A 14,857-nucleotide genomic window follows, 5' to 3' on the forward strand; every position below is an offset into this window, starting at 1 on the left:
CATTTGCACTCACCGATGGCAAATGTCTAGCGCGTGTCTAGTTTTCAAGAAGGTGAATCCCAACTAAGAGCTTAATTATAACTGTTCTAGGGAATATGATATTAAATATTTCAGGAGTGATTAAGTCAGACCTAAATGTTGACGCAAAGAATCACGCATAATATCTAAAGGTACAGACTGTTGTAACCATAATTCTAAAGCAGTAGCCCCTTGTTGAACCAACATTTCTAAACCATCAATAGCGATCGCTCCCCTCACCTGAGCTTGTCGCAGAAATTTAGTCGGGTTAGGAATATAAATTAAATCATAGACTATTGTTCCTGGTGACAAACTCTCAAACATCGCCTCATCCACTGGAGATCGATCAATATGAGGATACATTCCTACTGGAGTTGTATTCACTAACAAATCTGCCTGTGGAATTAAGCTTGATAATTCATCCCACTTATGTATTATTAAATTTGCTGGCAGAGGAGAATTCACCCAACTTTGCTGAAAAGCAGTTAATTTATCTTCCGAACGACCAACAACATGAATCTCTGCAAAACCTAACTGAGCGCAACCCGCTACAACTGCACGAGCAGCACCACCATTACCTAAAATTACTGCAACTTTTTGATGCCAATTCCAATTGTAGGTTTGTAGTGGAGCAAGAAATCCTACCACATCTGTATTCGTCCCCGCCCATCCTTTATTTATTTTATAAACAGTATTAACTGCCCCCACAGCTTGAGCAATATCGGAGACTTCTGATAAAAGTGGTATTATTGCTTGTTTATGAGGAATAGTAATACTAAAACCCTGAACACCAATTGCAGAAAATCCAGCAATAGCCGTGTTTAAATCTTCTGGTTTAATAGGAAAAGGTAGATAAACATAATCAATTAAATTTTGTTGATTTTGTTGATTTTGTTGATTATTTATTGCTTGAATTGCAGCATTGTGCATCAGCGGAGACAGAGAATGTTCAACAGGATAACCAATGACTCCTAATAATTTTGTTTTACCTGTAATCATTTTAAACAATTAATAATTAATAATTACCTCTTTTTTAGCAATCCTAAATAGGATGTAATATTTTATCGTAGGGTTTTTGTCTCCAAATCCCATTTTCTCTAAGGTTTAGCAAGCAAAACCCTAGAGTTGTTTTTCACAAACCATTGAGGATTGCTATTATAAATAAGAGGATTGGGTAAGTGGAAAGAAGCAATCTCAGGTATAGTCCCCCTCCTTTTTGGGCGGAGGAGATCTAAAACTATATCTCATAGATTCAAGCACTGCTATAACTCATACACTAAATCAAAAAAAATTGAAAAAATACGCCTGAGTCATCCCAGACGTATTCACAATAAAATTTTCAAAAGTCGTGCTATCGTCAGACAAATACAAAGATTCTTTGACAACTGATCACTGAATTACTACAGAGCGTTAGCACCACCTACAACCTCAAGCAGTTCTTGAGTAATAGCAGCTTGCCGAGCTTTATTATAAGAAAGAGTTAATGTACCAGCTAACTCACTAGCATTATCACTAGCATTACTCATTGCAGTCATCCTAGATGCTAGCTCGCTAGCAGATGACTCTTGCCATGCTCTCAATAACTGGTTAGTCAAGAATAATGGCAACAGAGCCTCTAAAATTTGAGTAGGATCTTGCTCAAAAATCATGTCGCGAGGGAAACTTTTAGTAGGTACAGCAACCTTGTCTCGTGATACTTCCAACTCACCACCTTTAGTAGTTAAACGGAATATTTCATCATCCTGAACTTCCAAACCTTGAGGATCGAGAGGTAATAAAGTTTGAATTACAGGTTTAGAGCTAATTAGTGAGATAAACTTAGTATAAACTAACTCTACTCTATCTATTGAGCCTGAGATAAAACCTGCAAGCATCTCATCAGAAACCCCTGAAGCGTTCTCAGCAGTTGGGATTTTTTCGGGGTTATCATAAGTATTTAAAATCGGAGCTTCTCTACGTTGGAAATATTGAATTGCTTTACGCCCCACCAATATATATTTATAATTAATTCCTTGTTCTGTAAGTTCACGCGCTCTAGTTTCTGCACGTTTAATAATACTGGTATTATAACTACCACACAAACCACGATTTCCAGAAATTACTAATAACCCAACTGTTTTAACTTCTCTTTGTTGGAGTAGAGGCAAGTCTAAACTTTCAAACTGTAAACGTTCGGCAAGTCCATATAAAACTTGAGCAAGGCGATCAGCAAAAGGTCTTGTAGCAATTACTTGTTCTTGGGCACGACGCACTTTAGCTGCTGCCACTAGACGCATTGCTTCTGTAATTTTTTTCGTGTTTTTGATCGACTTGATGCGATCGCGAATAGCTTTTAAATTAGGCATTGTTTTTGAATAAGTAAGAATGAAGAAGGAAGAAGAAAAACCCTTGATTTTTTCTTGTGGGTCAACTAGACTCAAATTTATTCTGTTAATCTAGTTGCTTTCAAGTCTGTTTTTCCGTAAATCTATCTTAAATTTAGGACTTACGCAGAAACCCGGTTTATCAACAAAATTTCCTGAGAGTTAGGGCAATAAACCTGGTTTCGTCTTTGGGTGCGTCAGTCCTGTTATTAATAAACAATCAGTGGCTAATTGTTTTTGTTACCATTAACAACTAACCACTAACTATCTATAACCAAGGAGCAACTAATCGACTAAGCTGATACCAAGAATGTCTGCTTATACTCAGTAATACCCTCTTTTAAGAGAGTTTGTGCTTCATCGGTAAGTACCTTTTCAGTTTTGATGATTTCACCGAACTTAGGCTTACTATTGTTCATGTAATCTAGTAAACCAGGAATAAACTTAGCCACTTTCTCCAGAGGAATATCATCCAAGTAACCATTAATACCAGAATAAATTGCTGTTACTTGTTCAGGAAGTGACCGAGGTGAGTTTTGAGCTTGCTTCAAAATTTCCCGCAAGCGCTGACCCCGTGCCAATTGGTTTTGGGTAGCTTTATCTAAGTCAGAAGCGAACTGAGAGAATGCTTCTAATTCAGCAAACTGAGCTAGCTCTAACTTAATTTTACCAGCAACTTTTTTGATCGCTTTAGTTTGAGCAGCCGAACCCACCCTGGATACAGAAATACCAGCATTCACCGCAGGACGGAAACCTGAGTTGAATAGGTCACTAGACAAGAAGATTTGACCATCAGTAATAGAAATTACATTAGTGGGGATGTAAGCTGAAACGTCACCTGCTTGAGTTTCAATAATTGGTAGGGCAGTCATACTGCCTCCACCAAGTTTGTCACTAAGTTTAGCAGCTCTTTCTAGAAGACGAGAGTGAAGATAAAATACGTCTCCTGGATATGCTTCCCGACCTGGTGGACGACGTAATAATAAGGATACCTGACGATAAGCTTGAGCTTGCTTAGAAAGGTCATCATAGATTACCAGAGTTGCTTTGCCTTTGTACATGAAGTATTCGGCAATAGTAGCACCAGTGTAAGGAGCTAAGTATTGAAGAGTTGCAGGATCACTAGCGTTAGCAGCTACCACAACTGTATAATCCAATGCGCCTTTTTCTTCCAGAGTACCTACTACCTGAGCTACTGTAGAAGCTTTTTGACCAATAGCTACATATACACAGACAACATCTTCGCCTTTTTGGTTAATAATAGTATCGATGGCGATCGCTGTTTTACCTGTTTGTCTGTCACCAATGATTAGTTCTCGTTGACCTCTACCAATAGGAATCATGGAATCAATCGCAGTAATACCTGTTTGCATTGGTTCATAAACAGAACGGCGATCGATAATTCCTGGAGCTGGTGATTCCAACAGGCGACTGTCAGTAGTTTGAATATCTCCTTTACCGTCAATTGGACGACCGAGGCCATCAACCACCCGACCAATCAAGGCATCTCCTACTGGTACCTGGGCAATTCTACCTGTAGCGGTTACAGCAGAGCCTTCTTGGATTTCTCTGCCTTCACCCATTAATACTGCACCTACGTTATCCTCTTCTAGGTTTTGGGCAATACCTACAGTACCATCTGCGAACTCTACCAGTTCTCCAGCCATTACTTTGTCTAGCCCATAAATACGGGCAATACCATCACCCACTTGGAGAACAGTACCAACATTAGATACTTTTACATCTTGCTCATACTGTTCTATCTGGTCGCGAATAATTTGGCTAATTTCGTCAGGTCTGATTGATACCATATTTCTTTTTCTGTTGTCAAGTTATTTTACAAAAATTGAGCGAGTATCATATAGCAATTGCCAGTGCAGTTACGACATTCTCGCTCCTCTCAAATATACTCACAGCAAGAATTTAATTTCTGAATTCTGAATTCTGAATTCTAAATTCTTCTATACTGCTTTGAGGCTTATGCCAATTCTACGCAGTTGTCCTTGCAGACTAGAGTCAATTATCTGAGAACCTATTTTGATAATGACACCACCCAGTAGACTTGGGTCGATTTTAGTTTCGATTTCTACTTCCCTTGCACCAGTCATTGATTTGACTCGTTCGCGGACTGTATTTTTTTGGTCTTCATTTAATTCTACTGTCGAGGTCACTTCTGCTAAAACAGTTTGATTCAGTTCCCGCAATAGTGCTAGGTATTGTTTCCCGATCTGCTCTAGAAAAATAATCCGACCTCTATCAATTAGCAGCATTAAAAAATTACGCATAAAGGGATCTATTTGATCTCCCACCATGCGTTGTAGGACTGCTTTTTTGTCCTCTGGCTTAAGAACTGGATTTCCCATAAATTGCTTCAATTCTGGGGATTCATCCATGATATTAATCAGGCCACGCACATCTTCGGCAAATCTCTCAGTCAGTTCTTTTGATTTAGCCAAGGACATTAGAGCTGCTGCGTAGGGTTCTACAATTTCACCAGCAATTACACTCATAATTGACCTCCTAATAACCCTATGCTACGATCTATTAATTGTTGCTGGGCATTATCATCTAAAGTTTCTTTCAGTCGAGATTCTACTTGTACCAATGCTTTAGATGCTACAATTGAGCGCAGTTGAGCAATTGCCTTATCTCTTTCAGTATCCATTTCTTGGTTAGCAGTAGCTTTCATCCGCTCAATATCTTGTTCGGCCTGAAGTGCAATTCTTTCCTTGACTTCCTGCGCCCTTGTTTGCGCAGTAGCCAGAATTTTTTCTGCTTCTGCTTGAGCTTGGGTCAAATTTTGTTGTTGCTCTGCTAATGCTGCTGCTGCTTGTTTTTGACGCTGTTCTGCTTCTGTGATTGCCTGTTCGATAGTGGCACGTCTTTCACGGAGAATTTTCCCAATGAAGCCTGGCGCAAAATACAGCAGAACTGCAATTAGAATTCCTAAATTAATCAGGTTTGTGTCTAAAAGATCCAGGTTTAGACCAAAACCTTCTTCTGCACTAGCTTCTGTGGCTAGCCATAAAACATTTAACATGATATTCTGTGATAGTCAGCCGTTACAAGCCTTTAATTATCTTGTTGGATGTTGAGTTTACTTAGAGCAGTCGAAGCAAAGCTTAGAACATTATTGTTAAATTCAGAATTCAGAATTCTAAATTCTGAATTTGGCTATCTGACCAATTCTGGTCCTAATAGTTTTTCTAGAATTTGGCGACTGAGAGAGTCTACCTGTTCTTCTAACTGTTGTAAAGCTGTTTGCTTTTGCTGTTCTATTTCTTGAGCTGCTTGTTCTCTTTTCGCTTGTGCTTCTTGTTGAGCTTCAGCAACTTTTGTGGCTGCTATTTTCTGAGCTTCTGCTTGAGCTGTCGCAATAACCGCTTGAGATTGTTTACGAGTTTCTGCTAACTCTTTCTCGTATTGTTCAGCTAATTGTTTAGCCTTTGTCAAACGTTCTTCTGCTTTGAGTTGATTGTCGCGAATATAATCTGCACGAGAATCTATAGCTTTACCCAGTGGCTTATAAAAAATTTTGTCTAAGACAAAAGCCAGAAGTAGAAACTGAATTGCCATTAAGGGTAGAGTTGCGTTTATGTCAAACAAACCACCCTTTTCTGCTACTTCTTCAACAGCTAGTAAAATTGTCCAATTTATCATTTTCTCTAATCTTTGGTGGTTCCCATAGTTTTTGATTTAAAGATTTTAGATTTTCGATCTCCAAAATCAAAAATCTAAAATCCCTACTTTCTATAAATCAGGGTTTTTATGCAAAGGGGTTAGCAAATAGCAACACCAGTGATACCACTAGACCGTAAATTGTTAAAGCTTCCATAAATGCCAAGCTCAACAGTAATGTGCCTCGAATTTTTCCTTCTGCTTCTGGCTGACGGGCAATACCTTCTACAGCTTGACCTGCTGCATTTCCTTGACCAATTCCAGGACCAATAGCACCTAAACCTACAGCTAAAGCAGCAGCAACAACGGAAGCAGCAGCAATCAATGGATCCATAATAATTCTCTTTCCTTTGTTTAACTTAATGTACAAACTTGACGATTAGAAATATATTGATTACACTGTAGTGCAATCAACTACACAATGGTCACTCTTTTAGATGAATTGATGTGATGATTGAAGTGGAGTATGAAACTGAACCAGTTCAAATTTCTTGCTTTTATCTCACATCACTCATCAATTCTGAATTTTACTTTTGACATCTCCAGGGGTTCTGACACCCTGGATTCTTCTTTTTGTAGGGACTTTTTACTCTACCATCTTCAATCTATATGAATCTGGTAACTTTTTATCCCACTAACAGCTTAGAATACCAGATTTTGAGTTTTTTTTTAGCAAGTTTTTTTTCTACTGCCTACTTATTCTCTTAATCGTGATGTTCACCGTGTTCTTCTAATGCTTCTCCGATGTAGTTAGCAGCTAGGGTAGCAAAAATTAGTGCCTGAATCGCACTTAAGAATAGACCCAAAACCATTAGTGGTAGAGGGATAAATAAAGGTACTAGTAGAACTAGCACTCCTACTACCAATTCATCAGCGAGAATATTACCAAATAAACGGAAGCTTAGGGATAGAGGTTTGGTAAAATCTTCTATGATCTTAAATGGGACCATAAAAGGTACTGGCTCGGCATAACCAGCAAAATATCCTAAGCCTTTTTTGCTGATACCTGCATAAAAATATGCTATAGAAGTCAGTAGTGCCAATGCCACTGTTGTATTAATGTCACTTGTAGGGGCAGCTAGTTCTCCTGAAGGTAGTTCTATTACTTTCCAAGGGACTAACGCTCCTGACCAATTTGACACAAAGATAAACAAGAATAACGTACCAACAAATGGTACCCAAGGGCGATAATCTTTTTCACCAATCTGGTCTTTTGTGAGACTGCGGATAAATTCCAGGACAGATTCCATGAAATTTTGCATCCCACTAGGAATTCGCTGCACATTTAGTGAGGCTAAAAAAGCAGCCAAAAGTATCAGGGCAATTACAAACCAGGATGTGAGTATAATTTGCCCATGTATTTTGAGACTACCTAGTTCCCAGTAAAAATGCTGGCCAACTTCCAATTCAGCCAGAGGTAAAAAGTTAATAGTGTTTAAAACATCTAGCATTTTGGTTCTCAGGCTTCCCGATTTATGTCAAATTGACTACTCTCTGCGCTCATAGCGACGGAGATTCCCCTTAGGGATTTCAGAACTTCCGACAAATCAGAGTTCTAGGCGAAGTCAAATACGCCGCTAATAGGTTGCCAGAAGGCTTCCCTTTACATTTTCATTAGACAGCTAGCTATCGGGCGAATGGCCATTCGCCCCTACAGGGTTAAAATTCCCTGCTTCTATTTTTATAAGTAGGGTTTTTTAGGAGGGGTTTAAATCACCTTCTAAAACTTTAGAATCTTGCTGAATGCTGAGTGCTGAACGCTTTTTAATATACCTATGAGTTAGGCATCAGCGATGTTCGCAGTACATATATTATTAAGGCTGCTTTGTAAGTCAGAAATCCTAGGAAAATCGGTAAAATTTTTAGCTCATTTAACTGAGTTGCTACTATAATCAACCCAATAAACATAGCTAGTCTTGTTTTACTCAGACCTCCTTTTTCTCTGCCAATACGTTCAACATCTTTAGCCAACATTCTTAAGTAAACCACACTTGTCGCTGCTCCTATCAAGTAATTAAGAGCAATGTTTAGGGAGTAAAAAACCCAGACAAAGATAAAAATTATACCTGTAATTGTCAAGGTGATTACATATAACTCCTGTTGCAGTTTGTAATACTCTTGTATTGAAGGATTTGGTTCTGGTGTTACAGTACCAACTTCTGAAGTATTAGTTTCAACAGTTATGGTTTCTGGTGATGTATCAGATATATTCACAAAAGTTTAGATACTAATCACAAGTGGTAGGCTTTTTTTATATGCCAAGAGTCATCATACCATGTTGGAGCAAGCATAATTAAAAGTCAAAAGTCAAAAGTTAAAAGTTAAAAGTCAAAAGTTAGAATGTGGAAAGTTAAATTATTGACTATAGAAGATTACAAGTACATCAATTACAAATACTTGTCATCAAATATCTCTAGTACAGGCATATTAACAGTTACAGGCGTACTTCACTGAGATGAAACCTGCTATAACTTCTAACTTCTGAATATCTTTCCTGACTATACAACTTCTAACTTTTACAACGTAGAAGTAACAAGATTTAGTGCCGATCAATTTTTGACTTCTGACTTCTGACTTCTGACTTCATAAACCTGGGGTGAGTAAAATTAAAAGTCGGGATTGAAGCGATCGCACAGTTTCTAGTCCTATTGGTAAATTTGTTAATATTTCTCCTACTGTTAGTTGAGATTTGCTGCTTGCCCCATTATCACAAGCTTGGAGAAATTCATATTCTTCTCTTGACAAATTTACCAATTTATAGTCACCATCAAATATATTTTCACTCGGCCATCCCTGGATACAAGGACTTAATTCAGGTATTGCTGCGCTGAGAAAGCGATCGTCAGACCAATCAACCTTCTGTAAAGGTGGTCTTCCTAAGAAAAACTCATAATGGCTAATTTGAGGGTCTAATAACTCAATCAAACGATAACGTTCCTGGTCATTTAAGTCAATTGCTCTTTCTGTCAATTCAGGAGATTTTCCTAGAAGTCGTTTGATATCCCAGTATTCGGAATTGGAAAATCCGAGAAACTCCAAACCTGATGCTTGTATTAACTCAAACAGAGTATCAATATTATAGTCAATCTCCTGGGGATGGACATACATATCGGCAAAACACTCATCTCTTTGATTTTCAAAAGCCCATCTTTGCTGTTCATATTTGACAAGACGGTTATTCTCTGGTAGAGAAGCAAAAAGTTGACGTCCGATGTTAACTCCATCTTTATAGTTCCCACGTTCATTACCTTGAAGGATAGCGATCGCCTGCTGCATCAAACTAATTTCCCAGCGCCCTAACTCTGCATAAACAAAGATGTGCATAATTCCACCAGGGGCTAACTTCAAAGCTAGATTTTGTATACCTCGAATTGGATCGGGTAAATGGTGCAGTACTCCTACACAATTAATAAAGTCAAACTCTCCCTCTAGTTTGCCCACATCATATATGCTGAGATGATGAAGTTCGACCCGCGAAGCTCCCGAACGACTACACCTTTCCTTTGCTACCTGTAAAGCACCACTACTTAAGTCTATTCCGACTACAGATGCTTGAGAGTTGAGATGAACCAAATAATCTGTACTAGAACCTGTACCACAACCTGCATCTAAAATTCTAATATCTTGTTTTTTCGGTTTTTGACCACTGCAAAAACTATAAGCTACTGGCCAACTCCAGCGCCAGTTATATCCAGGAGGTGCTTCATCTACTAAGGGGTCTGGAGGAAATGGAAAAGTATCATAGAGTCCCTCAACAGCAGAACTAATATCAAGTTTATCTTTCATAATTCGAGCAAAAATTAAGATTTAGTGTGGGAATACAGATGATTGTAGAGAATGTTCCGAAAACTTAGTGTTGCTATACAAAAGTTAAAAGCCAAAAAAATTAGTTGAGAAGGATTTGAGGAAAAAATAAAGTTAATAGCCTTCCTTTGAATGAGGGATGAAAAAATCAACTTCAGTATTTCCAGCCTTTAGCTTCAGCAGTCGTTACTGTTAACTAAGTTCTGACCCTAAGAGACTAACTGAAATGGCCTACTTTGCCAATCATCAACAATTACTTAACAAAATTTATTATTTTTTCTAAGATAAAAGACCATAAATCTATAAAATAAAATTCTGTAAGGTTTTTTAACAAAAGCAGGTATTTAGCCCAAAATATTTTACCTTGAAAAAGATTAAGTAAAAGCTAGAAAGTAAAAATAGCCAAAATACCTACTTTCTTTGGCCTCAATATTTTGATCAAATTACTGTTAAAAAAATTAAGCTTTAATAGTAAAGCAATGATACCAATAAATGAGGCATCTTGGGTGAGGCAATACCTAAATATAAAACTCAACCTAGTTGTGAAAAAAGTTCTAGCATAATACCTATCAAAAAAAGGTATAAATTTATGATGCTAATGCAGAAAATATCAAAATCAAAAATTTGATGTCAACTACAGTATGTGACCTGTAGGAATTGAGCAAATAAGGTTTTATTTAAAGGGTATTGTGGGAAACACATAAACCTGATTTAGGTACATAAAACCCTATAAATAACCCATAAACTCTGGAATAGTACAGGATCTGGAGTATAAATAAAGTTTTCTGTAAAAACATTAAAACCAAATAAATGATAAATTATTTATTTGGTTTTAATATCACCTTTTGTGGCAAAAAATCTCTTAAGGTTTACCTTAAGAAAGGTATGCTTTTTCTCAAAGGAAAGCGTGTTTAAAATGTCATAAAAATTCCAGTTAAACAGTCTGAATAGAAGCTGTAAAAACTTCAAATAGGGAGCGACAAAAATAGAATGACTGTCAAAGCAAGTGGTGGAAGTTCAGTTGCACGTCCGCAACTATATCAAACTGTACCAGCATCAACTATTTCTCAAGCGGAACAACAAGACCGCTTTCTAGGAAAAGCGGAACTAGATGAACTAAAAACATTTTTTAGTTCAGGAGCCAAGCGTTTAGAAATTGCTCAGATACTGACCAATAATTCAGAAAGAATTGTTTCTGTTGCGGCCAATACTATCTTTACTGGTGGTTCTCCTATGGCTTTCTTGGAAAAGCCTGATGAACCACAAATGGCCATGAGTGCTGTTGGTGCTGCAACAACTTCAGTTTCTGAAAGTATGAAACTGGGTACTGCTACTTATGTAGAGAATAAGAGTGGCAATAATCCACTTCAAGGTCTACGCAACCTGTTTACTAATTTAGGTGCGAGTAGTGCTGGCCCTATACCTGCTGGGTTCCGACCAATTCCCGTGTCTAAGTATGGCCCCGCTAATATGACCAAATCCTTGCGGGACTTATCCTGGTTCTTACGCTACACTACTTATGCTATTGTGGCCGGAGACCCTAACATTCTCTCAGTGAATGTACGTGGTTTAAGAGAAATCATTGAGAATGCTTGTTCTAGTGCAGCTACTATTGTGGCTATCCAACAGATGCGACAAGCTTCGATTAAATATTTTCAAGACCAGGAAGCTAAGGACATTGTTGCCCAATACTTTGATGTGGTTTTGACTGAGTTTCGTGGGGCAACACCTTCTAATAAGCAACGTCAGGGTCAAAGTTCAGATCAGCAAGGGCTAGAATTACCACAAATTTACTTCAATGCTGCGGAAAGGCGACAAAAATTTGTAATGAAGCCTGGTCTATCCAACTTTGAAAAACAGGATGTCATTAAGGCAGCTTATCGCCAGTTATTTGAACGGGACATTACCAGAGCTTACAACCAGAATATTTCTTATCTGGAATCTCAGGCCAAAAATTGCGAAATCTCGATGAAAGAGTTTATTCGTCGTTTGGGCAAATCTCCTCTTTACCGGAAACAGTTCTATGAAGGATTTGTCAATAGTCGTGTAGTTGAATTGGCAACTCGTCACTTCTTGGGCCGGGGTTTAAGTTCACCAGAAGAGTTTAGCAAATACTTCAATATTGTTACTAAAGGTGGTTTGTCCGCTTTAGTAGATGCTATCGTGGACTCTCAAGAATACTCAGATTATTTTGGGGAAGAGACAGTACCATATCTACGTGGTTTAGGTCAAGAGGCTCAGGAATGTCGGAACTGGGGAATACAACTTGACTTATTTAACTATAGTGCCCCTTTCCGCAAAGTACCTCAGTTTGTTACTTTATTTGCTGACTACAATCAGCCCTTGCCAGATCAGCACGTTTATGGTATTGGTAACGACCCATTAGAAATTCAGTTTGGGGCAATCTTCCCGAAAGAAACTCGCAACCCCAAAAACCGTCCTGCACCTTTTGGTAAAGATACTCGTCGGATTTTAATTCGTCAAGGTGCTGGTATTGATAGCCAAATTAGTAACCCCGGTGCAAGAGCTAAAAATCCTGGTTCTCTTGGTCCGAAGGTCTTCAAGTTGGATCAACTACCTGGAGGTTATGTTAGTAGTGGTTTCAGTAACTCTGGTGGCAGCAACGGTGTTAGCATTAAATTCTCTGAAAGTTCTACTCAAAAGATTATCGCTGCCGCTTATCGTCAGGTATTTGGTCGCGATGTTTACGATAGTCAACGCCTGAAAGTAGCAGAAACTCAACTTGAAAACGGTGACATAACTCTTCGGGAATTTATTCGCGCTCTGGCAAAGTCTGATGCTTTCCGCAATGTGTACTGGAGTTCCTTATATGTATGTAAGGCAGTTGAGTACATTCATCGGAGGTTATTAGGTCGTCCAACTTATGGGCGTAAGGAAATTAATTCTTACTTTGATGTTTGTGCTAAGAAAGGTTTCTATGCTCTAATTGATGCCATTATCGATAGTCAAGAATATAACGAAGCTTTTGGCGAAGATACTATTCCTTACGAACGCTACTTAACTCCTGCTGGTTTGTCGTTGCGAAATACAAGGGTAGGTAGTATTGGCGACAAAAATCTGCAAGTTGAGAAAGAAGAGACACCAAGATTTGTTGAGTTGGGAACTCCTGGGGAGGTTCGCAACGAACCTGATGTTGAGTTCCGAGTTATTCAAGGTGTTAACAAGCAGCGGGAACAGTCTAAGATATTTAAGCTAACAAGTACAGAAGATAAGCAACAGTTGAAAATGGTTATTGCTGCTGCTTACCGTCAGATTTTTGAGCGGGATATCGATCCTTATGTCGTTAGGACTGAGTTCTCTTCTCTGGAAAGTAAGTTAGGAAATAATGAAATCAACCTCAAGGAATTCATTGAGGGATTAGGTTGTTCTCAACTTTATGTTAAGGAGTTCTACACACCTTATCCTAATACTAAGGTAATTGAACTTGGTACTAAGCATTTCTTAGGTCGCGCTCCTCGTAATCAAGTTGAGATTCGGAAGTATAATCAGATTCTCGCAACTTCAGGTATTAAGGGTTTTATCGGCGCTATGGTAAATAGTGTTGAATATATTGAGATGTTTGGTGAGGATACTGTTCCTTATCGTCGTTTCCCAACTCTTCCTGCTGCTAACTTCCCGAATACTGAAAGGTTATATAATCAGTTAACCAAGCAGAATGAGGATTTGGTTATACCTAGTTTTGAACCAGTAGCTGCAATAGATCGCAGTTAACAATTAGCACTCAGCACTCAGCAGTAAATGTTTAGAAGAGGATTTAAACTCTAGCTCTAAAGGCTAATAGCTGTTTGCGGAGCATTCCGTCAGGAAATGCCAAAAGCTAATAGGTAGTTAAGCGATTAGTTATTTTTTGGTTTGAATTAATATTGTTCCCCTGCTATAAATTTTTATAGCAGGGGATTTTTATAGCTAAAGTCAGAAGTTGGAAGTTATAGCAATTTTCATTAATATAGAATACATAGGACTTACGCAGTACAACGTATTTTCGTCATTGCGACCGATAGGGAAGCAATCTCAAACCCTAGTTTTTCGTACCTAATGCGTAAGTCCTGATACAGATATTTTTGCTTCAAGGTAGAAGGCAGAAGTTTTGTATTCAACATTTCTGGAAAACCGCTACAATTACTTAATTTAATAATTCTGAATTCTGAATTCTAAATTCATCAAAAGAAGTAGTCTATCTACTCACTGCAACAATACCTGCAACAATACCTATAACAAGGGCGATCGCCAGAAAAACTAAGGTAATGATTAATAACCAATATTGTAGTCGGTACAACTTTCGTAGTTCGCCTAAAGCTCCCATCAGGTTAACAATGTCATTTCCTTCAGTATCGACAATAAGTTTAAAAGAAGAAGCAGCTTTTAAAGTCCAAACACCAATAATAATATCAACAACTGCTGGGATGATAACACCTGCATTTAAACTTAACAAACCAATGATTCCGGAAAGAACTCCTCCAGCAATTAGAAAGTAGCTGACAAAGCGCATTTTATTGGACAAGTCGAGAATTAGTTCGTTTTGAGATGAATCGAATTCGTACTGTTTATCTTCCATTTTTTGTCTCCTTGAAGTAATTAAAATTGAATTGAAGTCAATTTAATTATGCAACATTGTCACAGAGTTTGATCTTAAAAATTTGGGGTTGCTGGTGGGTGAATATGATTTGTATTTGTTGGCGATAATACTTCCCATACTTACTGCGATAGTGCTATGCACCACTACGCGAACGTGCTCACTATTGAATAACAAATACTTGAAATTATTCAGTTTTTCTTTTCATACTTTGATTGAGCAATGCCAAAAATCTTTGTTGATTTTTTCCCACCTACTTATACCGTTTCACGGAAGTCATGCATCGAGTGCTAATTGGTGAGGTTTTCCATTTCCTGCGGAAACGCTTCGCGAACAGAATGTAATATCATCAGGACTTACGCAAAGACACTATATATAGCGTATACTAAATAGAGCGATG

The 14,857-nt window shown here is 38.1% G+C and carries 12 protein-coding genes; 1 reads left to right on the plus strand and 11 read right to left on the minus strand.

The features are described from left to right. Nucleotides 1-120 precede the first annotated feature (120 nt). The 10 genes from ACP6PL_RS14280 to ACP6PL_RS14325 form a co-directional block, all read right to left on the minus strand. The gene (locus ACP6PL_RS14280; RefSeq protein WP_426545930.1) at nucleotides 121-1,017 is read right to left on the minus strand and encodes a shikimate dehydrogenase; all 897 of its coding nucleotides are present in this window, start codon (nucleotides 1,015-1,017) and stop codon (nucleotides 121-123) included. Nucleotides 1,018-1,418: 401 nt separating this feature from the next. Continuing rightward, nucleotides 1,419-2,363 (minus strand): F0F1 ATP synthase subunit gamma, encoded by a 945-nt coding sequence (locus ACP6PL_RS14285; RefSeq protein WP_426545931.1) that lies wholly within the window; start codon nucleotides 2,361-2,363, stop codon nucleotides 1,419-1,421. A gap of 311 nt (nucleotides 2,364-2,674) precedes the next feature. After that, nucleotides 2,675-4,192, minus strand: coding sequence for a F0F1 ATP synthase subunit alpha (gene atpA, locus ACP6PL_RS14290; protein ID WP_426545932.1), 1,518 nt, complete (start codon nucleotides 4,190-4,192; stop codon nucleotides 2,675-2,677). 150 nt (nucleotides 4,193-4,342) lie between these two features. Further along, nucleotides 4,343-4,891, minus strand: coding sequence for an ATP synthase F1 subunit delta (atpH, locus tag ACP6PL_RS14295; RefSeq protein WP_426545933.1), 549 nt, complete (start codon nucleotides 4,889-4,891; stop codon nucleotides 4,343-4,345). Further along, nucleotides 4,888-5,421, minus strand: coding sequence for a F0F1 ATP synthase subunit B (locus ACP6PL_RS14300; RefSeq protein ID WP_426545934.1), 534 nt, complete (start codon nucleotides 5,419-5,421; stop codon nucleotides 4,888-4,890). Before ACP6PL_RS14300 ends, atpH begins: the two co-directional genes overlap by 4 nt. Before the next feature lie 134 nt (nucleotides 5,422-5,555). Next, nucleotides 5,556-6,041: a F0F1 ATP synthase subunit B' gene (locus ACP6PL_RS14305; protein WP_426545935.1), complete on the minus strand. Its 486-nt coding sequence runs from the start codon at nucleotides 6,039-6,041 to the stop codon at nucleotides 5,556-5,558. Between the two features lie 106 nt (nucleotides 6,042-6,147). Further along, a complete protein-coding gene (gene atpE, locus ACP6PL_RS14310) occupies nucleotides 6,148-6,393 on the minus strand; it encodes an ATP synthase F0 subunit C (RefSeq protein ID WP_011611801.1) in 246 nt (81 codons plus the stop codon). 370 nt (nucleotides 6,394-6,763) lie between these two features. Then, nucleotides 6,764-7,510 (minus strand): F0F1 ATP synthase subunit A, encoded by a 747-nt coding sequence (gene atpB / locus ACP6PL_RS14315; protein WP_293096038.1) that lies wholly within the window; start codon nucleotides 7,508-7,510, stop codon nucleotides 6,764-6,766. Nucleotides 7,511-7,832: 322 nt separating this feature from the next. Continuing rightward, entirely contained in the window at nucleotides 7,833-8,273 is a 441-nt protein-coding gene (locus ACP6PL_RS14320; protein ID WP_426545936.1) for an ATP synthase subunit I, read from the minus strand. A gap of 369 nt (nucleotides 8,274-8,642) precedes the next feature. Beyond that, nucleotides 8,643-9,845 (minus strand): class I SAM-dependent methyltransferase, encoded by a 1,203-nt coding sequence (locus ACP6PL_RS14325; protein ID WP_426545937.1) that lies wholly within the window; start codon nucleotides 9,843-9,845, stop codon nucleotides 8,643-8,645. A 1,008-nt stretch (nucleotides 9,846-10,853) separates the two neighbouring features. Between ACP6PL_RS14325 and ACP6PL_RS14330 the strand changes: the two genes are divergently transcribed. Beyond that, nucleotides 10,854-13,595, plus strand: coding sequence for a phycobilisome rod-core linker polypeptide (locus tag ACP6PL_RS14330; protein WP_426545938.1), 2,742 nt, complete (start codon nucleotides 10,854-10,856; stop codon nucleotides 13,593-13,595). A 463-nt stretch (nucleotides 13,596-14,058) separates the two neighbouring features. Here the strand turns inward: ACP6PL_RS14330 and ACP6PL_RS14335 are convergent, their stop codons facing one another. Beyond that, nucleotides 14,059-14,439, minus strand: a complete 381-nt coding sequence (locus tag ACP6PL_RS14335) for a hypothetical protein (RefSeq protein WP_426545939.1) — start codon at nucleotides 14,437-14,439, stop codon at nucleotides 14,059-14,061. Nucleotides 14,440-14,857: the final 418 nt, after the last annotated feature.

It is taken from the genome of Dapis purpurea BLCC-M126 (genome assembly GCF_050015975.1).
Lineage (GTDB): Bacteria > Cyanobacteriota > Cyanobacteriia > Cyanobacteriales > Microcoleaceae > Trichodesmium.